This window comes from Caballeronia sp. LP006, from assembly GCF_031450995.1.
Lineage (GTDB): Bacteria > Pseudomonadota > Gammaproteobacteria > Burkholderiales > Burkholderiaceae > Caballeronia.
The window spans coordinates 796228-821455 of the sequence record NZ_JARTVW010000003.1; the positions used below are offsets into that span (position 1 = coordinate 796228).

At 59.4% G+C, this 25228-nt stretch carries 22 protein-coding genes; 12 read left to right on the top strand and 10 right to left on the bottom strand.

Translation table 11 applies throughout. From position 1 onward, the window contains the following. Positions 1 to 110 precede the first annotated feature (110 nt). Positions 111 to 941: a MetQ/NlpA family ABC transporter substrate-binding protein gene (locus P9250_RS08245; RefSeq protein WP_250494731.1), complete on the top strand. Its 831-nt coding sequence runs from the start codon at positions 111 to 113 to the stop codon at positions 939 to 941. A 168-nt stretch (positions 942 to 1109) separates the two neighbouring features. Here P9250_RS08245 and P9250_RS08250 read toward each other — a convergent pair whose 3' ends face one another. The 5 genes from P9250_RS08250 to P9250_RS08270 form a co-directional block, all read right to left on the bottom strand. Continuing rightward, positions 1110 to 1502, bottom strand: coding sequence for an EAL domain-containing protein (locus tag P9250_RS08250; RefSeq protein ID WP_310392305.1), 393 nt, complete (start codon positions 1500 to 1502; stop codon positions 1110 to 1112). Positions 1503 to 1623: 121 nt separating this feature from the next. Next, complete coding sequence (locus tag P9250_RS08255; RefSeq protein WP_310392308.1) at positions 1624 to 3270, bottom strand: PHB depolymerase family esterase; 1647 nt, start codon at positions 3268 to 3270, stop codon at positions 1624 to 1626. A 276-nt stretch (positions 3271 to 3546) separates the two neighbouring features. Continuing rightward, positions 3547 to 4293, bottom strand: a complete 747-nt coding sequence (locus tag P9250_RS08260; RefSeq protein ID WP_250511215.1) for a dienelactone hydrolase family protein — start codon at positions 4291 to 4293, stop codon at positions 3547 to 3549. Positions 4294 to 4360: 67 nt separating this feature from the next. Next, positions 4361 to 5122, bottom strand: a complete 762-nt coding sequence (locus P9250_RS08265; protein ID WP_250511214.1) for a 3-oxoacyl-ACP reductase — start codon at positions 5120 to 5122, stop codon at positions 4361 to 4363. Positions 5123 to 5398: 276 nt separating this feature from the next. Then, complete coding sequence (locus tag P9250_RS08270; protein ID WP_244830457.1) at positions 5399 to 6127, bottom strand: Crp/Fnr family transcriptional regulator; 729 nt, start codon at positions 6125 to 6127, stop codon at positions 5399 to 5401. Positions 6128 to 6749: 622 nt separating this feature from the next. On the opposite strand from P9250_RS08270, the gene P9250_RS08275 reads away from it, so the two are divergent. The 3 genes from P9250_RS08275 to P9250_RS08285 all read left to right on the top strand — a co-directional run bounded on the left by P9250_RS08275 (position 6750) and on the right by P9250_RS08285 (position 10998). Then, entirely contained in the window at positions 6750 to 8708 is a 1959-nt protein-coding gene (locus tag P9250_RS08275) for an alkaline phosphatase PhoX (RefSeq protein ID WP_310392312.1), read from the top strand. A gap of 398 nt (positions 8709 to 9106) precedes the next feature. After that, positions 9107 to 10153, top strand: coding sequence for an alpha/beta hydrolase (locus P9250_RS08280; protein ID WP_310392314.1), 1047 nt, complete (start codon positions 9107 to 9109; stop codon positions 10151 to 10153). 47 nt (positions 10154 to 10200) lie between these two features. Then, positions 10201 to 10998 carry an SDR family oxidoreductase gene (locus tag P9250_RS08285; protein ID WP_310392316.1) on the top strand — a complete coding sequence of 266 codons (798 nt, stop codon included), beginning with the start codon at positions 10201 to 10203 and terminating at the stop codon, positions 10996 to 10998. Positions 10999 to 11038: 40 nt separating this feature from the next. On the opposite strand, the gene P9250_RS08290 is transcribed toward P9250_RS08285, so the two are convergent. Then, positions 11039 to 12520: an HD domain-containing phosphohydrolase gene (locus tag P9250_RS08290; protein WP_310392318.1), complete on the bottom strand. Its 1482-nt coding sequence runs from the start codon at positions 12518 to 12520 to the stop codon at positions 11039 to 11041. Between the two features lie 154 nt (positions 12521 to 12674). Between P9250_RS08290 and P9250_RS08295 the strand changes: the two genes are divergently transcribed. Further along, positions 12675 to 13262: a DUF308 domain-containing protein gene (locus P9250_RS08295; RefSeq protein ID WP_244830465.1), complete on the top strand. Its 588-nt coding sequence runs from the start codon at positions 12675 to 12677 to the stop codon at positions 13260 to 13262. A gap of 69 nt (positions 13263 to 13331) precedes the next feature. On the opposite strand, the gene P9250_RS08300 is transcribed toward P9250_RS08295, so the two are convergent. After that, positions 13332 to 15134 (bottom strand): ABC transporter ATP-binding protein, encoded by a 1803-nt coding sequence (locus P9250_RS08300; protein ID WP_310392322.1) that lies wholly within the window; start codon positions 15132 to 15134, stop codon positions 13332 to 13334. Between the two features lie 353 nt (positions 15135 to 15487). Here P9250_RS08300 and P9250_RS08305 point away from each other — a divergent pair, with 353 nt between their 5' ends. From P9250_RS08305 to P9250_RS08325, 5 genes are all read left to right on the top strand, one after another. Continuing rightward, positions 15488 to 16720, top strand: a complete 1233-nt coding sequence (locus P9250_RS08305; protein ID WP_310392323.1) for an FAD-binding oxidoreductase — start codon at positions 15488 to 15490, stop codon at positions 16718 to 16720. Between the two features lie 163 nt (positions 16721 to 16883). Further along, a complete protein-coding gene (locus P9250_RS08310; RefSeq protein WP_310392326.1) occupies positions 16884 to 18089 on the top strand; it encodes a sugar transporter in 1206 nt (401 codons plus the stop codon). Positions 18090 to 18343: 254 nt separating this feature from the next. Beyond that, on the top strand, positions 18344 to 18841 hold the full coding sequence (locus tag P9250_RS08315) for a hypothetical protein (protein WP_250494719.1): 498 nt from the start codon (positions 18344 to 18346) through the stop codon (positions 18839 to 18841). 282 nt (positions 18842 to 19123) lie between these two features. After that, on the top strand, positions 19124 to 20008 hold the full coding sequence (locus tag P9250_RS08320; protein WP_310392328.1) for an alpha/beta hydrolase: 885 nt from the start codon (positions 19124 to 19126) through the stop codon (positions 20006 to 20008). Positions 20009 to 20557: 549 nt separating this feature from the next. Then, complete coding sequence (locus P9250_RS08325; protein WP_310392330.1) at positions 20558 to 21040, top strand: 2OG-Fe(II) oxygenase; 483 nt, start codon at positions 20558 to 20560, stop codon at positions 21038 to 21040. Between the two features lie 108 nt (positions 21041 to 21148). Here P9250_RS08325 and P9250_RS08330 read toward each other — a convergent pair whose 3' ends face one another. Further along, entirely contained in the window at positions 21149 to 22501 is a 1353-nt protein-coding gene (locus P9250_RS08330; protein ID WP_250468246.1) for an MFS transporter, read from the bottom strand. Between the two features lie 298 nt (positions 22502 to 22799). On the opposite strand from P9250_RS08330, the gene P9250_RS08335 reads away from it, so the two are divergent. After that, positions 22800 to 23084 carry a type II toxin-antitoxin system Phd/YefM family antitoxin gene (locus tag P9250_RS08335; protein ID WP_244830477.1) on the top strand — a complete coding sequence of 95 codons (285 nt, stop codon included), beginning with the start codon at positions 22800 to 22802 and terminating at the stop codon, positions 23082 to 23084. Then, positions 23084 to 23419 carry a type II toxin-antitoxin system RelE/ParE family toxin gene (locus P9250_RS08340; protein WP_310392333.1) on the top strand — a complete coding sequence of 112 codons (336 nt, stop codon included), beginning with the start codon at positions 23084 to 23086 and terminating at the stop codon, positions 23417 to 23419. The genes P9250_RS08335 and P9250_RS08340 overlap by 1 nt, the downstream gene beginning before the upstream one ends. A gap of 38 nt (positions 23420 to 23457) precedes the next feature. On the opposite strand, the gene P9250_RS08345 is transcribed toward P9250_RS08340, so the two are convergent. Then, positions 23458 to 23631: a hypothetical protein gene (locus P9250_RS08345; RefSeq protein ID WP_250494715.1), complete on the bottom strand. Its 174-nt coding sequence runs from the start codon at positions 23629 to 23631 to the stop codon at positions 23458 to 23460. Positions 23632 to 23846: 215 nt separating this feature from the next. Beyond that, complete coding sequence (locus P9250_RS08350; RefSeq protein ID WP_310392336.1) at positions 23847 to 25217, bottom strand: MFS transporter; 1371 nt, start codon at positions 25215 to 25217, stop codon at positions 23847 to 23849. Positions 25218 to 25228: the final 11 nt, after the last annotated feature.

Consider the following 25228-nt stretch of genomic DNA (forward strand, 5'->3'; position numbering starts at 1 on the left):
TGCGAAGCCTCGGTTATCGCATTGCGGACTAAGGTTAGCTCGATCAATCTGTTCCGCCCGCATGGGTTGCGTTGATACGATTTCTGCTTTCGTTCAGCCCACTCATTCCTATGATTGCACCGGTAAAACTCAGGACGTTCCTGCTCGCGCTGACGTTGAGCCAAGCTGTCTTCATCTCGCCCGGCTTCGCCGCGGACAATGCCGCGCACACACTGCGAGTGGGCTTCGTGCCCGGCCCTTACGCGGACGAGTTTCGTCAGGGCGTCGAACCGCAACTCTCGAAGAAGGGCTACACCGTGCGCTACGTCGAGTTCAGCACCGGCCTGGAAGCGAACCAGGCGGTGTATCGCGGCGAGATAGCGGCCGACGTGATGCAGCACAGCGTGTATCTGAAGTCCTATAACGACCGCAACGGCACCGATCTCGTCGGCGTGGTGCAAGTGCCCACGCCACCGATGGGCCTTTTCTCCACGAAGCACCATGCGCTTGCCGAGGTCCGGAAAGGCGCTACGGTTGCCGTGCCCAACGATCCCGTCAATCTGGAACGCGCGCTCAAGATCCTTCAGCGTATCGGCTGGATTCGCATCCGTCCGAATCCGAATCCTGTCGATGTAACCGAGCGCGACGTGACCGATAATCCTGCCGGCATCAAGCTCGTGCTGCTCGAATCGGCACAGGCGCCGCGCGCGCTGGAAGACGTGGATTTTGCGGCGATTCAGGGCAACTTCGCGGTATCGAGCGGACACGCCCTGACCACGGCGCTGGCGCTCGAGGAGATGACTTCGCCCTACGTGAATCAGGTCGTGGTGAAAGCCGCGAACCAGCATTCGCAGACCACCGACGATATCGTCGAAGCGTATCGTTCGGATGCGTTCAGGCAAGCCATCGTCGGCAATCACGCGTATGACGGCTTTCGGCTGCCCGACTATTTTTCTCGATGACTTCGAGCGGCGCCCCCTTCACTGCTGTGCGCGACTGCTCGAAGCGAGCAATCGTTTGATCGAAGCAAGCCCACGTTCGTGCGCTGGCGGCATGGATGTCCATGCATCGGCTTGCATCGGAAATGTCGTCGAACGAGAAAAACGGATGAACGTGACCTGCGGATGAGTTCACGCGAAACGCAGATTGTTCTCCTCGACCCAACCCGCGAGCCAGAGTTCGAGCTTGGCCGGCGGCAGCGGGCGGCTCAAATGAAATCCCTGCGCAAGATCGCATTGCAACTCCCGCGGGCGCGTCATCATTTGTTCGCTCTCGACATCTTCGGCCACGACCTTCAGTCCCATGTTGTGCCCGAGATCGATGGTCGAGCGCACGATGGTCTCGTCGTCTTTATGATCCGTGATGCCCATGACGAAGGATCGATCGATCTTGATCTCGTGCACGGGCATGCGCTTCGGGTACGACAAAGAAGAGTATCCCGTGCCGAAGTCGTCGACAGACAGGCGAATGCCGAGCGCATGCAGACGGTCAAGGGTTTCGATAGCATGGTTCGGGTCGTCCATGCGTTGGACTTCGATCCGGTGATCGATGCCGCGCACCGAGCAGCAGCCAGCGAGCGGGCACCGACGCGATTGCGGAATAACGGCGCATGAGTATGAAGCGCCGTTTTCCCACATCGATAAATCAGGCAGTCAGATTCACGGGCAAGTCCACGACATGCCAGTACGACGCATATTCCGGCCCTCGCGGCGCACTCGATAACTTTTTGGTGAAGCGCACATAAACCTTGAGCGCAGTGCCCGTGTAAGTGTCCGCGAGAGCGATCCTCAGGTAGACCTGCTTGCCATCGAGAACATTCGGCGTCGCAAGCGAGTTATTGACGTTCGGGCCGCCGCCGTTCGTCAAGTTCACCGTGCTCGGTCGGGCAATGGGCGCCGGGCTCGCCTGATTCGTCAAGACGATGCTCGTAACCTGCCCCGCCATCACGGCCCATTCCACGGTCCAGTTCGCGTTGAAGGAGGCGAAGTCGTCCCCGTACGCACCGGTGTAGCCCTGAATGGTCATGCATAGCAATTGGCCGGACTTGAGACCCGCGGTTGCCGTCGTCGCGCTGTCATAGGTGGTCTGCGTTTCGTCGCCGATACGAAAGCGTCCGATCACATAGCCGCCGCTGCTCGTTCCGTTCACCGTGGGAACAGCAAGCCGGGTCTTGATGGTGTCCCAGGTCGGATTGTCCTGTGGCTCGGTCCACGTTGCGTACGGTACGTCGGTAGCCCAAGTTGGCACATCCGGTAATACCGAGCGGCCCGCCCACTGATACGCGGAGAAGGGGCTGACCTCGGTAAGCACGGGGCCATCGAAGCCCACACCCTTCTTCTGCGTGAGGAGCCAGTCCTGCCACGGATAAACACTCGTAACGGGCGTGGCCGGGAAATACTGCGTGCCCGACAGCGCGTGCGTTCCCGTCACCACGTCCAGCTTGATGTTGCGTTTGCCGAGAGCGGACAAGTCGTTGTACACCCGGTACGCTTCGTTCACTGGAATGTACTGATCCTGCGCCCCGTGCGCGATATAGAGGTTGACGTCCTTTAACTTGGTCAGGTCTGCTTCGTTGCCCCAGGTCGTATGGACGACCGTTCCTGAATTGATGAAGAGTGCCGCGAACAGATCGGGTTGCAACGATGCCGCTTCGTAGGACCAACCCGCGCCCTGCGAGATGCCTGTTGCGTATATGCGCGTCGAGTCGACATTGCCTACGCGCGTCGAGATGGCCTTCATCAACTCGCCGATGGCGTTCATATAGACCATCTCGGCGTCGTAGTTGACGCATGCTTCCCAAGGCACGGTCACCGTCACGATGTATGACGGATACTTCGCCTGCAAGGCCGCGTTTGCGAAATCCGCCGCGCCGTTGGAGGCATAAAAGTTGGCCGTCATGTTGGCGTCGTTGCCCAACCCGCCCAGCACAGCCACCAGCGGATATGTCGTCGATGCCACCGTTTTTGGCGTGTAAAGCCGCACGTACATCTGGCCGACGCCGTCGTTTGCTGTCCCGACTGCATCCAGCGTTTTGTCGATGGGAAACGTCCACTTGTACCATTCGAAGTCGGTGTAAGTGTCTGGATTCGCGGCTTTGGCCGTTGGATCGAGCGCCAACGTCCCTGAAGAATTGGATGAATCGTCTCCGCCCCCGCCGCACCCGACGAGCAACGCGAGCGGCGCGGCGCCGAGTAATCTGGCAAAGTCTCGCCGACTCATGCCTTCGCGACGCGCATCGCTCGCTTTTACGCCGTGCTTCTGGCTCGCGTCATCGTCCGGTTTCCTGAACATCGTCTCTCTCCTCGTTTGAATGCATGGATCGAACGCATGAGCTAACGTGCCTTCGGTCGATCGCGTCAGCCGTTTTGTTTTTGTAAATGTACTGACTAGTTCGCATGCGGATCAGTAGGAGAACACCTTACGATCGTTTTTTCTCTTTATGGTCTAGTGGGATGCGACGAAGGTAATTAGTGCTGTGACGCGCCGCACCAACGTAACGGCGGATAGGGACTTCGTAAGCGGAGCTTCGCGACGATCGCGCGACGACATGATCATCGCGCGAAGATTTCAGACCGGACCTTTGAGCGTCCGATCGAAGAATTCGATCATCGTGGACCATCCGCGCTCGGCGGCCTCTTGGTCGTAGACCGGAAAATCCGGCTTCATCCAGCCGTGCGCGGCGCCGGTATAGGTCTCAGCGACATACCGAACGCCGGCCTGCTTCAATGCGTCTTCGAAGCGCTGCGCCATGGATGACGGGTAACTTCCATCGGCGTCGGCCGCTGCGATATAGAGTTCGGCCTTTAGTCGTGGCGCTGAGAGATGCGGGCTGTCAGGGGCATCGGTTGCGAGATTGCCGCCGTGAAAGCTTGCCACCGCCGCGAAGCGATCGGGATATTGGCCAGCGGCGGTGATAGCCATGCCGCCGCCCATGCAAAAACCGACCGCGCCGATACGTTCGGGTTCAACGTCCGTGCGCGTGTCTATGTAGGCAAGCAATGCTTCTGTATCTTCGGCCGCCTTCGCGTTACCCGTGGTGACCATCAGTGGCCCGAGGATCGCTCGCACATCGCCCTTGAATACTTCCACGGGATCGAAAGGCCCATACGAACCGTAGCGATAGAAAAGGTCTGGCAGCAGGACGACATAGCCCGCGTTCGCCAGCCGTTGCGCCATATCCGATACAGCTGGACGTATGCCGCCCGCATCCATGTAGAAGACGATGGCTGGCGAAGGCGTTGCCGTATCGGCGGTGAAAACGTGAACGGGACACATACCGTCGCGAGTGGAAACGCTCACCTTTTCATAAGCCATGATGTCGTGCCTTGAGTCGAGAGCCGTGCTTGGGAATTGTCGAGAGATCATGTGTGAGCAAGACGCTTCAATCCTTGACCAAACCGCCATCGACGACGAGGTTCTGTCCCGTCACCGCTCGCGCCCACGGTGAGAGAAAGAACAGCACTGCGTCGGCGAATTCTTCCGGCGTCGTGACACGGCGCAACGGCGTGAATCCGGCGACCATATCGAACACGGCTTCGGGCGTCGCGCTGCTGGCGTCGGTGGTGCGCAAGAGTCCGCCGGACACCATGTTCACCGTGATGCCGTCCGGTCCGAGATCGTTCGATGCAGTTCTCGTCAACGCGAGCAATGCCGCTTTGGCCGCCGTGTAGTCGTGATACGGCACGACGGGGTTCTGAAATAGGTTGGTGCCGACATTCACGATACGGCCAAAGCCAGCGGCACGCATTGCGGGCAACGCGGCTTGAATCGTATTGAGCGCGCCCTTGAGGGCGCCTTCGATCTGCTGCTGAAAGCGCGTCCATTCGATATCGCCGATCTTCGGTCGCGCGTCGCCATCGAAGCTGAATTCGGCAAGCGCGTTGTTCACGACGGCATGTATCGGCCGGCCGCTTTTAGCGAGCGCTTCGTCGAAGAGACGCGCGACGGATGCCTGATCCGTGATGTCGGCCTGAACCGCCACGACGCGCGGTCCAAGCCGCTCGACCAGCACGTTCGCTTGCGCTTCGCTACGACGATAGTTGATGACGACACTGGCGCCTTCACGCGCGAGGGCTTCAGTGATCGCCGCGCCCAGTCCGCGCGCGCCGCCGGTGACGAGTACGTTTTGTTCAGACAGCAGCATCGACATCTCCAAGGTTTGTTCTGGAATAGCCGATGCATTATGCAGCATGGGGTTAAGCGGCGCGTAAGTACACACGCGCTTCAGGCGCGCCGCAGCCTTCGTTTAAGGCGTACGCAGTTGCGTCACGAGCAATCTTTGCGTCTAATTTAGCTAGACCATAGCGTGGCTTCGGACAGCGCCTGCGCGGCTATCAGCCTTCGCCAGAGCGCTCGAAAAAATTGCAAGCCACGCGCTTCTTGCCAGCAACCGTCAATGCAGCCACTAAACCCAATTCGCTCAGGCGAGATCGACTTGTCGCGGTCGCAGAATCTTTTCGAATTCTTTTCTTAAAATGCAATAGCAAGCGCACGCCTGCTTCTCCAGACCAACGCGATCGAGAATTTCAATGCTGCCTCGGCCGTGCCGAATCAAGCCTGCATCGTGAAGTTTGCCCGTCGCCTCTGTGACGCCTTCTCTTCGCACGCCAAGGCTGTCCGCGACGCCTTGTTGAGTGACGCGCAAAACCATTGACGGCGCCCGGTCCGCTTGCGTCAATAACCATCGGCACAATTGCTGGCGCAGCGAATGATGTCGGTTGCATGCGGCTGTCTGTGCAACCTGGGTCAGCAACGCCTGCGTGTATAGAAGCATTAAACGGCGCAAGAACGCCGAACGGCCAATGAGTTCACGCAACGCATGAGCCTTGATGCGGTACGCAGATCCGGGAAACTGGACCTGAACACGCGTTGGCATGAACTTGCCGCCCGTTAGCACCGGCAAACCTGTCATGCCCTCGCGCCCGACGGCGGCAATCTCGGTCGATGCACCGTCCTCCACCATGTGAAGAAGCGAGATGATCGACGTAGTCGGAAAATAGACATACTGCATTTGTTGGCCGGGATCATACAGGCGTTGTTCGCTACGCAGTTCGATCAACTCCAGATGGCGTGCGATCTCTTTCCACTCCGGCGCGGGAAGCGAACATAGCAAGGCATTACCATGCAGATCCGATGTCAAATTCAGCATGCTCTTCGCTCGTTTAAGCTATTGCATAACCTTAGCATTTTTTCGTTTGCAGGTTGCTTTTAGCCTTAAGCGGTTGTTGGTCCGGCAGCTATCCTGTCAAGCGAAAGCTATAAGCGCTTAGCGTCTTAGCGGTCGTTTTGTTAAGGCGCCATCAAGGTCTGATCTTAAGCCTTGAACGGCTTTTGTCGAAGTGGTGACAAGCAGCTAAGAAAATGCTTCTTCAGACGCTAAGGCATTAATAGCTGAATTTGGCTCAAGCGTCTTTGAAGATCGCCACCGCTGATTCTTCTTCTTAGAATCGAACGAATCGCTCTGTTGCCAGCCATCGTCGTGAGTCAAAAATCCGGGCACGACTATCTGTTGTTTTAGGCAAAGTCAGCCACCCGACCTCCGCCGCGCGCCGACTGCATGCTTGCCATCTTGCTGTCGATAGTGGCTCCTGCACTTTCAAAAAATGCTCGCGAACACGTCCATGAACACAACCCAATGCTTTCTAAATAATTCTATTTTCCTGTCATATACATTTCATCATCCTGCCTTACATTCCTCTTTCGACGCTGCACGCGGGCCGAGTACCTATGCAGCCTGATCCCCCGATCATCGATAAAAACAGGAACTTCCCATGTCCGACCGGACGAATCTTTCCCGCCGCCGCACGCTTAAACTTCTTGCGGGGGCGCCGATGTTACCGCTCGGCGGATTCGCCGCCGCCACGACGCTCGCCGGCTGCGGCGGCAGTGATTCCAATGCGGCCCCGGCTGCCACCGCGGCGTTCGCAAGCGCGGCATTCACGTCGATGGCCGCACCCACGCTCAACGATCCCGCGTCGATGGCGACGACCACGGTGAAATCGTCACTCAACGTCACGTTCGCGGACGGCACCACGCAAGCGTACAAGCTCGCCTATCAACCGTTCTTCGTCACCGGCGACATGGTGCCGAACGGCAGTGGCGGCAACATCCTTGCAGGCGGTTATTACGATATCAACGGCCAGCCGATCATCGATACCTCGGTGCCGGGCAAGGAGCGTCAGTTCTATTCCGACTGCCCCGACGGCAGTTCGTTGCTCACGCTTGCCAATGCAACGGTGCCGGGCATCAAGGGCAAAACCGTATTTGCCGTGGTGCAGTTCGAATACACCACGCGGGATCAGAGCCTCGCGTCGCAGTACGGCCAGTTACCCTCGCCTATCGCGGTATTGACGCTCGATCAGAACCCGACGACGGGCCACCTCACGCTGATGAAATATCACAACGTAGACACCTCGAAAGCAAACGGTCTGTGGATCACGTGCGGCGCGAGCCTTTCGCCCTGGAATACGCACTTGTCGAGCGAGGAGTACGAGCCGGACGCGTCGAGCATCGCGAAAAACGCGCAGTTCAAGGCCTTCAGCCTAGCGCTATATGGCGACGCGACGCGCGCCAATCCCTACCACTACGGGCACTTGCCGGAAGTCACGGTGAATCCGGACGGGACGGCATCGATCAAAAAGCATTACTGCCTCGGACGCATCTCACACGAATTGATCCAGGTGATGCCGGACCAACGCACCGTCATGATGGGCGACGACGCGACCAACGGCGGCTTGTTCATGTTCATCGCGGACAAAGCGGCGGACCTCTCGTCAGGCACGCTGTACGTCGCCAAGTGGACGCAGACCTCGTCGGCGGGCGCGGGATCGGCGAACCTCTCGTGGATTCGCATCGGCAATGCCACGAGCGCTGAAATCGAAGCACTCGCCGGATCACTCAAGGCAGCCGACATCATGGACATCGCCACCGCGGACCCGGCGGACGCCAGCTACACGAAGATCAATTTCAACGGCACGTTCAACTGGGTCCGCGTCAAGCCGGGCATGGACAAAGCGGCGGCGTATCTGGAAACGCACCGCTATGCGGCGCTCATCGGCGGCAGCATGGGATTCACGAAGCTCGAAGGCACGACGGTCAACGCGAAGGACAAGATCGTGTACACGGCGATGTCCCGAGTCGAGAAATCGATGGTCAAGGGCAACGCGGCCTCGCGCGATGTCGCGGTCGACAAGACCATCGTCGCAGGCGCCGTGTACGCGCTCAATCTCAAGGCCGGTCAGAAAGACGTGACGGGCGCGGCGATAGACAGCGAATGGGTGCCGGTCGACATGGCCGCGCCCGCCGCGCTCGTCGGCGAGGACCTGGCTGCGCCCGACGCGCTCGGCAACCTCGCGAACCCCGACAAGATCGCAAATCCGGACAACCTGAAGTTCTCGGAGAAGCTGCGCACGTTGTTCATCGGCGAAGATTCCAGCACACACGTGAACAACTTCCTTTGGGCCTATAACGTCGATACCCAAACGCTTGCACGCGTGCTTTCGTGCCCGTCGGCGGCGGAATCCACCGGATTACACGCGGTCGACGAGATCAACGGCTGGACCTACATCATGAGCAACTTCCAGCATGCGGGCGACTGGGAGAGTCCGCTGCATGACAAGGTCAAGGCGACCGTCGATCCTTTACTGCGCGCGAATTATAAAGATCGATTCGGCGCGACTGTCGGTTATCTCACTGGCGACGCGAGCAGCATCAGGCTGGCGAAAGCTTGAGAAGCGGCATGCCGGCACTTCGCCGCATCTGCGATAGATGAATCGAACTTGAATCTGCAGCCAGGCCCGCAGTGTCGCTCACGACCGTCGGGCCTGACGATAAAAACCGCTACGACGCGTTCGCCTCAAGCAAACTACTTGACGGCACCCGACGACATGTCCGAACTCTGCGGCATGGCTTGCGACGAAGCTTTGTTGCCCGGCTCATAGGTTCGGTTCACATCTCCCGGATCTCTGTTCCACGGACTCGACACTGGTTCGCTGTGGTAGGTCCTTTCGGACGTAGCCGCGCCATGAGCACCACCGCTGCCGCTCCCGCCGTTACCGTTTCCGCCCGCCAGCGCGGGCATGGACACCAGCGCGGAAACGAGTGAAGCCAACACGCACGAAACCTGGACATGCGACGCAGTCTTTGCCATTTCAAACTCCTTAAGGACCACAAGCCTCGACACCCGTGTTCAATTCGTCGGTCTGATTTTGATAGAGCCGCGACGGGTCAAACATGCCGCTGCAAAATCAAATACGTAGAAGCCTGGGTGTTGGATGCAGCATTTCTTTTATTCGTCAGAGTATGCAGTTGCTTTTCCGCCAACGAACAAAGACGATCCACGGGTACAAATCTGGCTAAAGCGCTCACTTGGAGCGCTGATCGAGGAACGAATTCAGCGCTCGGTCCCGACCATCCAGAGAAACTCATGCTCCCTTACAGCAGACAGGGCCAAGGCGACGTCACCTTCGTGCTCATGCATTTTTTAGGCGGCTCACACCGTACTTGGTTTCCTACCTTGCCTTTTCTCGACCATGAACACCTTTGCGTCGCGCTCGATACCCCCGGCTTCGGCGATGCCGCGCATATCGAAGGCTACAGCGTGAGCGAGATGGCCGATCACATCGACGCTACCATCCGTGCATTGCAACTCGAACGTTGCGTGCTCGTCGGTCATTCGATGACGGGCAAAATCGCGGTTGTGCTCGCGGCCCGCAAGCCGGACTATTTGGCAGGCTTGATCCTCGTCGCGCCCTCGCCTCCCGGACCGCAACCCATGAGCGAGCAGGACCGGGAACAGCAACGAGCGTATGGCAAGACTCGGCCGGAAGCGGAAGCGTTCGTGGATGAATCGAGCGCACACCGCTTGCCGGATGATGTTCGCGAAGTCGCAATCCACGATGCCCAACGCGTCGATCTCGTTGCCTGGCGCGCATGGGTGGATGGCGGCAGCAAGGAGGATTGGAGCGATCGCATCGGTACGCTCGATTATCCGGCGTTGCTCGTTTGCGGCGCGGACGATAAGCAAGTGCCCGGTCCGGACGAGCAACGCATGACAACATTGAAGCATTTTCCGAATGGCAACGTGAGCGTGATCGATGGCGCAGGCCACCTCATGCCCTTGCAGACGCCGCGGATCTTGGCACAGGAGATGCTGAAATTCGCAAAGGCGCTTTAGCCACGACGACTTGCGTGGTTGCGGAATCAATCAACTAAGGGGAATCCATGGACTTGGGAATCAGGGGGCGCGTGGCGCTCATCACCGGCGCGAGCGGCGGCATTGGTCTCGCGGTTGCAAAACAATTGAGTGAGGAAGGCGTGCATCTGGTGCTGTCGGACGTGGATCAACAAAAGCTCGAAAAGGAAAGCGGCGCGCTCGCGCAATCCAGCTTGTTGATTGCGGCCGATATGACCAGGCAACAAGAGGTAGACGATCTCGTCAAGCGAGGCACGGAACGGTTCGGGCAGATCGATATCGTGGTTCATACGGCTGGCGTTACCGGCGCAAAAGGCGATCCGCTCGAACTGGCGGATGCAGACTACGAGGAAGCTTGGGCGACCGACTTTTTTTCGGCTGTACGTGTGGCTCGTGCGGCCACTCCGCCCATGCGTGCGAAAGGCTGGGGGCGCTTCGTTTGCATCACGTCCGAGAACGCGGTGCAGCCTTACTGGGAAGAGGCGGTGTACAACGTTGCCAAGGCCGCGCTTGCTGCATTCATCAAAAATCTGTCCTACAAAGAGGCTGCACAAGGCGTGCTGTGCAATACCGTCTCGCCTGCATTCATCGAAACCGGCATGACGAACGGCATGATGGAAAAACGCGCCAAGCAAATGGGCGTGTCCTTCGACGAGGCGGTCAAGAGTTTTCTCGACGAGGAACGGCCGGGAATCGTTCAAAAGAGACGAGGTCAGCCCGAGGAAGTCGCGGCGGCCATCGCTTTGCTGGTTTCGGATCGTGCGTCGTTCATCAACGGCAGCAACGTTCGGGTGGATGGCGGCTCGGTTCAGGCAATCCAGAACTGATTTCGATACGAAGCGTGCACGCTCGCCAGACATGCGCGCTTCAAAGCCAGCCCATTGCCGATGCCTTGAGCGTTGCCGCCGCGCGTGTCGAGCATTCTAGTTTGCGAAAAATATTCTCTACGTGTGTGCGCACCGTGCTTGGACTCAAGACGAGTTCGCGTGCGGCTTCCTTGTTACTCGCGCCGCGTGAGATCGCTTTCAAGACGTCGATCTCTCGCACGGAGAGCAGCGCACGCGACGGAGCATCGCTTACCTGATGTCTTACGGGAGCGTCGGCGTCGGTGAGCAGCGCATCGACCGCATTGGCATCGAAGCGGCCTTTAGCGACTTCGTTGAGCATTCTCTGTGCGGCCTCGTTGGGTGAAAGCGCCGCTCGCCACGGACGCAGGGAACGAAGCGCCACCCACGCAACAGACGCGGCCAGCACGCGCGCTTCCAACCCAAGCGCCTGATCGCGCACGCCGCGAAAATAGCCCGAGCCGTCGAGGCGTTCATAGGCATACGATGCGACCTCCGCCGCTTCACCTATCGCGCCCGCCAGACGTCCCGCACGCGACGTCCAGTACGGCACCAGACGCACCTTTTCCCACGCGCTTTCGCTCAAACGCTCCGGTTGATTCCACACCGCGTTAGGCACCGACGCGCGGCCAATGCCGTGGATCAACCCGGCGTGATAGACCCGGGCGCGCGATTCATCGCTCGAGGTGAGCCGGGCGCACGCCGCCAGTGCCGTCGATGCAACCGCGCGCGAGAAGCCCGTCATCCACGGAAGTTTGAGGTCGATGACGTCTGCAATCAACTCCGGCGAAGTGGTCTGCCGCATGTGCGCGGTTGAAAGAACCGCATCGACTTCGGCGGGCGTCAGGCAATCCAACTCCTTCAGCCAATGCACCGCATGGCGCTTCGCATATCCTACAAGCACTGCCGGATAGCGCATGTCGGCGCGCTTCGCGATTTTAGCGAGCGCCCCGTCCACGCCATACACGCGGCTGTAGATTTCCAGATCGCCCGCTAGCGAGACGATGGACACAGGCACGGGAACCGCTTCGTGCGTGAGATGCGAAGGCAAGCCGCGACCGTCCCACGTCTCGAAGATGTGCCGCAACGCCGTTTCGGTCGCGCGCGCGAGTCCGAGCATGCGCGCCACTTCTCCCGCGACCTCGCAATGGGTCACGGCAAGCGGCGTGAGCGCCGCGCCAGCGTCGCCGAGCGCTTCGAGCGGTTCCACCCAATCCGGATGATCCTCGAGCATGGCCTGGCGAAACGCTACATCGTCACCGAAAACCTGCGCGAAGCCCGACGCATTTGCCGTGCAACCGGACCAGCGCAGCAACGCCGCCTCGCGCACTACGTCGGCATTCGTGATCGCAAGACCGGCCGCACTCGCCAGACGCGAGGCGAGCCACGCCGTACGAGGCGAGTGGTCGGTTGGCTGCCCCATGCTCAAGTCACCGATGAAGGCGAGCGCCTTCACACAATCGAACACGAGCAAGGGAGACTGGCTGGCTTCCTGATCAGTCATGGGATGACCACGGGAGTTTTGCACGGAAATGCGCCCACTATACGCGACATCGATTTCCCATAGCCTCGGTCATTTGACCGATGCACAGTGCACGCGCGAGGTGCAAAGATCTCGGTCATCGTGAAGCGCCAACCAGTCATTGCAAGGAGTCACCATGTCCGACTACTCACTGCCAGAAAAAACGCTCGCCAACGCAGAGCGCTGGCTCAAGAACTACTATTTCACCCGCGCGGCGGTTTCGATCGTATGGGTGGCGCTGGCCTTCGTGGTCGGATTGCACTCCGTGGCCGGCGCGGCGGTTTTGCTGGTCATCTACCCGGCATGGGATGCGCTCGCGAACTATATCGACATGTCGCGAAGCGGCGGGAAGACCGGCAATCGCACGCAGGCGATCAACGTTGCGATCAGCGCGGCCACGACCGCCGCCGTGATCATTGCGCTCAAAACGAATACGGCATGGGTCCTCGGCGTCGTCGGCGTCTGGGCCATCTTGTCCGGGCTGCTTCAACTCGCCACCGCGTTACGTCGATGGAAGCGCTTCGGCGCGCAATGGGCCATGGTTCTTAGCGGCGCGCAATCGGCACTTGCAGGATGCTTCTTTCTGGCGCTTACACCCGCACCTCTTACGCTTGCAATTTCGAAGATAGCCGGTTACGCGGGCGTCGGTGCGGCCTACTTCCTTATCTCGGCCTTGTGGTTATCGGCTGCGCAATTTCGGCGCCATCGCGCGAGCACGGTCTGAGCAATCGAGCGCGCCGAGATGGGTTGCAGCGAAGAACGCCCGTACAACGACCGCGATGTATGGGCACCTTTATTTGTACCCCTGCGCCTGTAGGCCGAACAGGTGCGCATAACGTCCATTCAGCGCGAGTAGTTGTCGATGGCTTCCGCTTTCCAGTATCCGCCCCTGGTCCAGCACGATGATTTGGTCGGCTCCTCGCACGCTCGAAAAACGATGTGAAATCAGAATGGACATCCGCTGCCCTGACTGCGCCTGAAACTGCTCGAACACCCCAGCCTCGGCTTCGGGGTCGAGGGCGGCGGTCGGCTCGTCGAGAATCAGGATATCCGCGCTTTCCCGCATATAGGCCCTTGACAGCGCAATCTTCTGCCACTGCCCGCCCGAGAGTTCTCGACCACCCGCAAACCAGCGTCCGAGTTGAGTCTCGTATCCGTTCTCCATCTGCTCGATGAACGCGGCAGCCATGCCCTTCTGTGCCGCTTCGCTCCATCGGGTCCTGTCCGAGAAGGCTTCGATATCGCCGACGCCCAAGTTCTCGCCAGCCTTAAACTGGTAACGAATGAAGTCCTGGAAAATGACACCGATCCGGCGGCGCAGTGTGTATTCGTCCCACTCCTGGAGGTCCGAACCATCGAGAAGGATACGACCGGCGGACGGCGTGTAAAGGCGCGTGAGAAGCTTGATGAGCGTGGTCTTGCCCGAGCCGTTCTCGCCTACCAAAGCAAGTGTCTGCCCGGGCTTCAAATCGAAGCTGATGTCGGTCAGTGCCGGGCGCTCGGCACCCGGATAAGCGAACGACACCCGCTCGAACTGCAGACCTTGTCCCGGATGCGTTCCTTGAGTCAGATGACCGGAGCTCACGTTTTCGGGCTGCGCGAGGAACTCGAACAAGTCGCTCAGGTAGAGACCATCCTCGTAAAGCCCGCCAATCGAGGACAGGCTGCTGCTCACCGCACTCTGACCTTGCCTGAACAGCACGAGGTACATCGTCATCTGCCCCAGCGAGATGGCCCCGCTCACCGTCTCAAGGACAATCCATCCATAAGCCGCATAGAACGCGATGGTGCCGACCACGCCGAGCAGAAAGCCCCAACCGTCTCGTCGCAGCGTGAGTGCGCGGTCTTCGGCATAGAGCTTCTCGAAGGTGTCGCGATAGCGCTGCAGAAGAAGCGGGGCAAAGCCAAACAGCTTGACTTCCTTGATGTTCGCTTCACTCGAGAGCAGAGACTCGATGTAATTCTGCTGTCTGCTTTCGGGCGTCCTTCGCCCAAAGAGCCGGAAGGCGCTACCCGAGAATCGCGCTTCGGAAATAAAGCTCGGAATGGCACCGACGACCAGAATGACAAGCGCCCATGGCGAAAACCTCACGAGCAACACCGCGAAAGTCGTGACGGAGATAAGGTTTTGTACCAGACCGAGCGACTTCATCACGAGCGACAACGGCCGCGAAGACGCGTCTCGCCGTACTCTTACAAGGCGGTCGTAGAACTCTGAATCCTCGAATTGAACGAGACTCAATTTTTGAGCCTTCTCCAATATAAGCAGGTTGACCTTCTGCCCGAGTTGCGCGCGGAGTAGCGCCTGCAGCAAGGACAACGACCGCTGACTCGCCGCAAGCGCGATGAGCACCAATGCTTCGAGGAGAAGATAGCGAACGACCGGCCAATTTAAGCGATGCGCTGGTTCATGAGAGGCCGTGACGACCGCGTCGACGATACGCTGCCCAATGACCGCGGCCGCCGCGGGAAGCACGCCGGCAACGATGGTCGCGACGAGAAGCCCACTGAGAAATAGCGGTGACGTGCTCCAGACGAGCATGAACGCTTGCGTAGCTCGCTTGAGAAACTCGCCGACCTGACGCAGCATTTTCATGGTTCTGCTAGGCGACATTAGAATGAGAGATGATCCGGAATATGCAGTGGATGCCTGGTCGCACGTGGCGAGCCCGCCAACGTAGACGGTCCCGTTGTCCGCGAGACGAGCTTACCTCACAACGAATGGCAAGACTGCATGAACAGACGTGCGCAGACCGTATGAGCGGTCGGTAAGAAAACACGCTTCTCCGGGAACTCCCACCAACGGCATCCGCTGCTTCGCTTCCGGACGTGCGGAAATCTGGAGCTGCAATGGCTGGGAGCCTTGGAAATAGAATACAGTCCGGCAGTTCAGCACGCGGGTATGGCCGGCGTCCGGACGGCAAGATGGATTGACCACAAGGAAGACGCATGGACTTCGATGCAGTCGTATTGGGCGGGGGTATTGTCGGAACGTCGATAGCGATTCATTTGCAGCGCCGTGGACTCGCCGTTGCACTGATCGATCGCAAGCCTCCAGGCAATGAAACCTCACTCGGCAATGCAGGAATAATTCAGCGCGAGGGCGTTTATCCCTATGCTTTCCCTCGTGACCTCGCCAAGATTGCCAGGTATGCGAGCAATCGCGCCACGGACGTTCGATTTCATGCGGCGGCAATGCCTAAGCTGGTGCCGTTTCTTTATCGTTATTGGCATCATTCGCGCGCCGACCGTCACGCAAAGATTGCGAAGGCTTACTCGACCCTCATCGAGCACAGCGTCTCGGAGCATCGCGAGTTGATCGAAGCGGCCGGAGCGCAATCTTTAGTGCGAACGCAAGGCTGGATAAACGCTTTCCGAACTTCAAAAGCGTTCGAAGCGGCCATGGCGGAGGCGTCGCATTGGCAGGACGCCTATGGCATCCCGTTCGACGTTCTCGCCGACGGCGCTTTACAGGCAGCGGAACCCTCTCTTGGTCCCGCGCTCAGATATGCAATCCGGTACTCGTCGGCAGAGTCCGTGAGCGATCCATCGGGGCTCGTCGGCGCTTACGCGAAATTATTCGAAAAGCTCGGCGGCACTTTCTTCATTGGCGACGCGTCGACACTCGAGTCCGGGTGGCGGGTCACCACCGAGTCGGGTGTGGTCACCGCGGACCAGGTCGTCGTTGCCTTGGGACCGTGGGCCAATGACGTCACGACGAAGCTGGGTTACGCGTTGCCGCTCGAAGTAAAGCGCGGCTACCACATGCACTATGCGGCGAAGCCTGGAGCAACGTTGAATCAGCCCGTTCTCGATGCGGAAATCGGTTACGTCATCACGCCGATGGTTCGTGGCATCAGATTGACGACCGGCGTCGAGCTAGGCCTTCGTGACTCACCGAAAACGCCTGTGCAACTCGAGGCCGTGGAACCCTTCGCCCGTCAGACGTTTCCAATCGGCGAACGTCTCGACGAGGCGCCCTGGATCGGACACCGGCCTTGCACGCCCGACATGATGCCTGTCATCGGCCGCGCACCGAATCATGAGAAGCTCTGGTTCGCCTTCGGGCACGCTCATCACGGGTTGACACTCGGCCCCGTTACCGGACGGCTCATCGCCGAGTTGATGACGGGCGAAGATCCGTTCGTGGACCCGCATCCGTTCCGGGCGGAGCGGTTTTAGGCCGCTTAGCGTTTGCAAGGCAAGTGCAGCAACGCGAGCACATCGAGGGAACATTCCCGCATGGCACGGCACGTCGTGTCATACCGCGAGCAACGGTGTTGTTATGATTGCGTCGTCGCGAGGCAACGTTACGCGACGACGCCCCTCGTCCTCGAGTTCCCTGATGCTCACGCACCATCTATCGTTTTTCAAGCGCCCTTGGTGGGGTGTCATGGCGCTGACTTTCGCGGCGTTCATCTTCAATACCACCGAATTCGTGCCCGTCGGTTTGCTTACCGCAATCGGTAACAGCCTGGACATGCGTCCGACCGACGTCGGCGTGGTGATGACCATTTACGCATGGACGGTGTCCGTCGCGTCATTACCGTTGACCTTGTTCGTCCGCGAAGTAGAACGCCGCACCCTGCTGATGCGCGTCTTTATCGTGTTCATACTCAGTCATATCGTGACTGGACTAGCGCCGAACTTCGAGATATTCGTACTGGGTAGAATCGGCATTGCGTTTGCGCATGCCGTCTTTTGGTCGATCTCCATCCCGCTCGTCGTGCGCCTGGTTCCACCGGACGGAGAGCGCCGTGCACTCGCGATGATATCGATCGGAACATCGGTCGCCATGGTGGCCGGTGTCCCCATCGGACGAGCGATAGGCGATACCTTCGGATGGCGCGCGACCTTCCAGATCATCGCAGGCGCAGCGGTGCTCGGCATGGGCGCGTTATGGTTGACGTTGCCAAAACTCGATAGCCAGGGTTCAGGTTCGTTGAACAGTCTGCCAAAGCTCCTCAAGACACCCGTGCTGGTTGCGCTCTTCGCGGTGACGGTTCTTACGGTCTGCGCGCACTTCACTTCCTACACTTATCTCGAACCGTTTGCTCGCGCCGTGACAGGCGCGAGCAATATCGAAGTGACATTTCTGCTGATGCTGTTCGGTGCCGCGGGCGTTCCGGCCGCGGTCTGCTTCAGCCGCTTTTACGCCAACCGCCCGCGCCGGTTCCTGTTGTGGACCTTGTGTGCCCTTGCCGCTTGCTTGCTGTTGCTTTGGCCTTGCGGACAGTACGTCGGCACGCTGTCGATGCTCTTGCTGTTCTGGGGCGTGGCGATCATCTGCTTCGGGCTTGCCATGCAGGCACACGTGCTGCGACTGGCTCCGGATGCGGCGGACATAGCCATCTCGATGTTTTCCGCTCTGTACAATATAGGCATCGGAGCCGGCGCGCTGGTCGGAAAGTTCGTCGCGCGCGATGTCGGGCTAGCCTGGATCGGAATGTTCGGCGCAGCGGTCGCCGTGCTTGGCGCGGTAGTGTGTTGGCTCGCGTTCTTGGCGGCACGTCGTGGGACGCGGCGCGCTGCGCCCTTGTTAACTCACTAGCGAGCCGCGTGGTCGGGCGTGGTTGGTCGGATGTCATCCGACCCGTGTCGACTTTCGTGAACCGCACGTCTTGCAAGAGCATCGAATACTCGAGGCCGGTGAGTGTTCCTTGCGACAAAGAAATCGAATAGGCGCGCTCCCGCGCGTGCATCTGAGTAACTGGCTTCGATCGTCGTTCTTGCGCGCCTGCGTCGCACGAATCGTCGGGACGAAACAGCATTGGAAGTCGCAAACAAAGAGGCTATTAGCAGCACATGGATATCTTTTATCACGCGCCAAGTTTCGAGCAGAACGTCAAGAACGGGCTGGTTGGTTCGATTGGCTCCAGCAGCGCCAAACTGGTCACGCTCTCCCAGCGGCTGCCCAAGCGGATCTGGGTCTTCAAGACGCCAAGAGGTTTGAAGGGCTCTATTCAGTTGCTCGCGTCATTGCTCGTTTGCGATGAACCCAGCGTCGCGGTGCAGTCCGACCAACCGCACATGGTCTTCTACGACGTGTTTTCGCCTGAATCCGTGATTTTTACGGAGTCAGGGACGCCCGAGCGCATCGAAGAAGTCTCGGGGTACTTCCAATACCGGTGGCATGCCGCCTTCAGCGCCAGTTTTAGAGGCGACGTGGGACTGCAGGCCATGGAAGCCGATGTCGTGCGAGGGCTGGAGGCACTGGTTTCCGGTTGGGAAAGAGTACAAATGCTCGAACGTGTGAAGAACGTCGACAGCGTTCGGCCTATCAATCCCTTCGCGCCGCGCTGAACAGTCGGAAGCCAGCCGTTACGCTTGGTGTAACCGAATACGCCGTGCGACAAAGCACACGGCACATCCGTGATGGTGGTCGTGGCGCGGCGGCCGCCGGCGTCCGCCTTCAGCCGCCCCGTTTATTCTTCTCCTAACCCGAACAGTGCATTCTGCGCCGGGGTGATTCCGCAAGAAGCGCAAACGCTGCAGTATGGCTTCAAGCCGCTGCAGACCGGTTCCGAGCCAAACAAGTGCTCGCCGGGACGCGGCGCCATAACCACTCCTTGTTCGGGATACACCATGACCGCGATTCCTGTCATTCGATACCAGTCCGAGAATATCGATGGGCTCAACGTGTTCTACAGAGAAGCGGGGCCTTCGGAAGCCCCCGTGGTGCTGCTGTTGCACGGCTTTCCCACGTCCTCGCATATGTTCCGCAATCTCATTCCCATCCTGGCCGAAAAGTATCACGTAGTCGCGCCCGATTACCCGGGCTTCGGTCAGAGCGATGCGCCCGATCACACCGTCTTCAAGTACGGCTTTCAGCATTACGCTGAAATCGTCGATGCGTTGCTCAAGCGTCTTGGCATCGACCGCTTTGCAATGTACGTGATGGACTATGGCGCGCCGGTGGGATACCGCCTCGCGCTCATGGACCCGGCGCGGGTGACGGGGCTCATCGTTCAGAACGGCAACGCGTATGTCGAAGGGCTGCGTGAATTCTGGAACCCGATCAAAGCGTATTGGGCAGACAATTCGGTCAAGAATCGCGAAGCGCTGCACAGTCTCGTGACGCTGGACACGACGATTTTTCAATACACGGACGGCGTTTCGGATGTATCGAGAATCAGCCCGGATAACTGGATTCACGATCAGGCGCTGCTCGACCGGCCCGGCAACCGCGAAATCCAGATGGACCTCTTTCTGGACTATGGGACGAACGTGCCGCTCTATCCTGAGTTTCAGGCGTTCTTCCGTGAGCGTCGGCCGCCGACCATCATCGTGTGGGGCAAGAACGACAAGATCTTCCCGGAAGAAGGCGCGCATCCTTATCTGCGGGATCTTCCGGATGCGCAAATACACATTCTCGACACGGGACACTTCGCGCTGGAAGACAAGCTCGACGAGATGGCGCCACTCTTGATCGATTTTCTCGATCGCTCGCTCGTGCGATCGAAGACGTAGTAAGCGGGCAGATACCGCAAAGCGCGACGTGACCGCCGCAACCATCGTCCGTCGCGCGCTTAGTGCCGAATGTGTCCCACTCAAAATGTCGACGCTACGTATAGGACGTCCGCAAGAACTTCGCTCGTGCAGCAACGGTCGAATCGGTCTCACTCGTGTAGACTGCGCCGTGATCTCGACAGATCGGCTGCCTCGACGCGGCTTGTTCCGCTGGGTCCGGCGTGTGTCGATGTCCGCGTTCGACGCGACCATCGACGCTAGATGGTCTCGAACAACCGGTAGCAAGCCGGAGCGATTGCTCTTTCGAGCCGCCAGCGCAAGAACAAATAAAAAAGGGCATCTCTGGAACACCCCCTGACTGAAGCGCAAATCCAATCTTCGAATAGTGATTGGATATGCGAAGCCGCATGTGACAACGTAACCGACGTCTCGACGAATTCCCGATCCGGCGAATTCGATACTGCGACAAGCGCCCTCGCCGTCAATGGCTGGTGTGTCGTGCCAGATTTTCTGACACAGCCCCAGACACAGGCATTGGCGACCGAATGCATGGCGATGTATGCAGCTCAGTTGCTGACACCCGCCCGTGTGGGTGCCAAACGCGCGGCCACGCTCTTGCGCGGCGACAGTACGCGCTGGTTCCAGCCCGATGCGTTGAGTCCGCGGCAGCAGACGTTCGCCGATCGCATCGAAGCGCTGCAAATGGCGCTCAACCGCGAACTGTTTCTAGGCCTGGTCGATAGCGAATCACACTACGCGGTGTATCGGCCAGGTACAGGCTACACACGCCATCTCGATTGCCTGCGCAATAACGATAGCCGCGTGATTTCCGCCGTGTTCTATCTCAACGAAGCGTGGCAGGACGTCGAAGGCGGCGCACTGCGGCTCTACCTTGCCGATCAGACACATCACGACGTCTTTCCACGCGCCGGGACGCTGCTGTTGTTTCTCTCGGCACACTTCGAACACGAGGTACTGCCCGCGACGCGCGATCGCATGAGCATCGCGTGCTGGATGAGGCAACGAGTGTGACGCTGGCGGCACGCAAGCCACGTTCATACGTTCGCTGGCGGCCGCATGACTGAACGAACGATAGCGAGCGGCCCGGGCCCTCGCTATCGTTGTCCTGCTTCTACGCTTTTACGCTTCGTGACTGAGCGCGGCAGGCGGAATCGGGCCGCGTACGAGCAACCAATAGCCGATCACCGCAACAGCGGCAACGCCCGCTCCCACGAACAGCGCGGGCTGGAACGAATGCGTCTTTTGCACGATGAAGCCCGTGACCACCGGCGCCAGCGCCCCGCCGAAGTAGCCGCCGAAGTTCTGCATCGCGCCGATCGACGCGGTGCAGTTGGCGGGCGCGGCAACGGACGCCGTCGCCCAGGCTGCACTGCTCGATACATACAGAAGCAACATCGAGATGGAGATGAACACGACGGCCAGCGTCGCGCTGTGCGTGAGGCCCGTTAGAATCGTGAAGACGCAGACACCGAAAAGCGATGCGGCCATCGGGTATTTCCGGCTGTTGACCGCCGATACGCCGCGCCGCGCGAGCACGTCGCAGATCTTTCCGCCGGACAAACTACCCACCACGCCGAAGAGATACGGAACGGCCGCCACCCATCCCGACTTTGAGATGGTGAGATGAAATTCCATTTGCAGGTACGTCGGCAGCCATGCGTTGTAAAGCCACAAGACGTAGATCGTGCCGAAGAAACCCAGCAGCATGCCCCACGTCGTTCCGAACTCCAACAGACGGCGCCACTCGCGCCACGTCGGGCGGGTCTGCACTTCGCCATCGACATCGGTCAGATAGGCGCGCTCCCGATGCGTCAGGTCGACCTGACGCGGGTCGCGATGCACGAGGTAGAAGCACAGCGCCACGACGAGGCCCGCGATACCCATGATGCCGAACATCCATCGCCATCCGACAGTCAACATGACGACCGTGAGCAAGGGCGCCGATATGGCGGTGCCGAGCGTCGACGAGCTGTTCCAGATGCCGGTGGCGGCACCGCGCTCTTTCTTGCCGAACCAGTCACGAACGACTTTGGCGCTCGTCGGAAACTGCGGCGCCTCGCCTATGCCGAGCACCATGCGCGCCGTGAAGAACTGAGCGAAACTGGTCACGACGCCGCCGAACGCTTGCGCTATCGACCACATCGCAAGGCTTACAGAAAGCATGACACGCGCACCGAAGCGATCGACCAGCGCACCCGCCGGGAGTTGCGCAAAGGCATAAGCCCATAGAAACGCCGACAGCAACAAACCCATTTCCCCGACCGAAAGGCCGAGATCCTGCCGGATGAGCGGATTCGCAATGGACAGCGTCGCGCGGTCGATGTAATTGATGACTCCGCTCAGGAGCAGCAAAGCAAGGGCGGTACGCTGAATTCGCCGCACTCTCGGTGAAGCCTGGTCATTCGATGCCATGCTCTCAGCATCGCCAAGGTCGGATTCCGGGACATGCGGCGCCGTGGTGGATTGCTCCATGTATTTGTCTCCTGGATGTTTGGTTTTATCAGCGAAGCCGTTTTTTAGATCCGAACGCGAGCAATACTGCATTGGACTGACGCACGATAGCTCCGCCTTAATTAGAAATCCAATCAATTTGCGCGTGATGTGGCCCGGGGAAAACCCGCGTTCTGCCTTGGATCGAGGCGTGCATGAAACGGCAGCCGCCACAAGGTTACCGCGCGCACTCGCCGTAGTTGTAGCAGCAACGGCCGTTGTCACCAGACTGAAATTGGTCTATATTTAGTCTCGTTCAACCTGTAGAACGGAGTATTCGATGCACATTGCCGATCATGTGAAGCCGATCAGCTATTTAAAGAGCGAAGCGGCACAAATCGTCAAGGACCTCGCCGAGTCGGGCGAGCCGCTAATCATCACGCAGAACGGCGAAGCAAAGCTCGTTGTGCAGGATGTGCGAACTTACGAAGCCGCCCAGCAGACACTCGCCATGTTGAAGATTCTGGCAATCGGTCAAAAGCAGATCGAACGCGAGGATTATGTCGAAGGCGATGCATTCTTTTCGGAACTCGACGGATTGGACCGCGAGGAAAGGCTTCGTTGATGCCGGTGCTGTTGAAGTACCGGGTGTTGCCGACAGCCCGAATCGGCATCGAGGAACTGAGAAGTTATATCGTCCGTACTTTCGGCTGGGAAACGTGGCGCCAGACCTCTGCGCACTTGCAGGAGACGATCAGGCAAATCCGCCAGTTCCCCGAGAGCGGCCATATTCCGGTTGAACTCGAAGGTTTCGTCGACGACACTTTCCGGCAAGTCATTTCCGGCAAGAACCGAATTGTCTATCAGGTGCGCGAAGGCGTTCTGTACATCCATCTCGTCTGCGACACGCGACGCGATCTGCAAGCGCTCCTTCAGCGAATCGTGCTTCGGTTGATCTGAACCTAGTGGTACCGCACGTCAAGGACGTGCGGTACCACTTAATTGCCAGCATCGTCCGTGGATGAGGCCTCGTCCTTCGTTTCCTCGTGCTTCATATGCGGCTTCTTTCCGGGCTGCGGCGCGTGTTCCGCGTCCGGCGCGATGTCTTCGCCGTGATGTTTCTTTTCCTGCTGCACTTTTTTGTCGTGCGCGACGTTACGGGGATCGGTCATGGATTGTCTCAACGGTTGGTTCGACTTGGCCGCTCAAGTTCGCGACACCGAAAAGGCAGCGCAGATTCCGGGCCAGCTACCGGCGCGAAGCTTGGCGACGCGTTCCGTTGCGCTGCCAGCTCGCGTCGAGAAATTTGCCCGCGGTTGGCGAATCGAGCGCACAGGCGCCGAAGCACTTCGAAACCGCGCCGATGTGAGCCACCGCCGTGTCCGGCTCAGCGCGTGGTCAGCGTCTTCGCATTGGCATGCGCCGGCATGTCGTTGCCGCGCACGGCTCTCATCCGCGCGTCCTGCCTTAGGCCCCAGATCCATGTCACAGCGAGACAGGGCAGGAGCGAAGCGATCGAATAGCCGACGCCCGCAAGCGGGTTGCCGGTCAGATTGACGAGCGCGAGGCTGATCAAAGGCAGAAACCCGCCGAACACCACGTTGCCGAGTTGTTGTGCAAGGCCGAACCCGGTCGTGCGGCTCTGCGGAGGAAAACACTCGGCGACGAACGCAGGCAGTGGCGCCATGATCATCGCGGTCAGCACGGCGAGTACGGCGATCAGCAGCGAGACGGAGATCCACTGCGACGACGCCGCGCTGGCCCTGATGCCCGCAAACGCCGGATAGACAGCCGCGATCCACATGACGATGCCGATCAGCATCACGCGCGCGCGCCCGACGAGATCCGACAATCGGCCGAACACCGGATAGAGCGGCGCGGCGATCAAGATGCCGGCGCCGAGACACACGTTGGCCTGTGTCGGTTCGACTTTGAGGACGTTCTGCAAGAAATAAAGCATGTAGACGATCGAGGTGTACAGCGACACCGAGGTGCCGCCTTGCGCGCCGAACATCGCCACCAGAATGGCTTTCCAGGACGTTCTGCTCGACAGTGTCTCCTGCAAGGGCCGCTTCGACAGCCGGCCTGCGTCGCGCATCTCCGTGAATACCGGCGTCTCCGTCATGCCGAGCCGTATCCACGTGGCGACGGCCACGATCGGCGCGGAGATCAAAAACGGCGCCCGCCATCCCCACGATTCGAAGCTGGCCGTATCGAGCGAAAGCTTCAGGGCCGAGACAACGACGAGCGCAAGTAGCAAACCGATGCTCGCCGTGCTCTGCAAGACGCTGGTCGCCATGCCCTTGCGTCCTTCCGGCGCATGCTCCATGACGTACACGACAGCCGAACCATACTCGCCGCCGAGCGCGACGCCCTGCACGATGCGCAATGTGAGCAGCGCGATGGGCGCGGCAATGCCAGCAGATGCATAGGTAGGCAAACAACCGATGCCGACGGTGGCAATTCCCATGATCGCGAGCGTGATGACGAAGGTCTTCTTGCGGCCAATGCGGTCGGCCATCGGACTGAAGATCACGGTGCCCAGCGGGCGGGCCACATACGCGATGCCGAACGTGGCAACGCCTGCCAGCGCCGCGACGGACTTGTCCGTGGAAGGGAGGAACAGATGCGTGAGCGTCGCCGTCAGCGCGACGTAGACGAAGAAGTCGTAATACTCGAGCATCGTTCCGAGACTGGACGTCACGATTATGCGCAACATGCCGGGCCGACCATGCACCTTGCCTGATTCTTTGTTCATGTGTCTCTCCT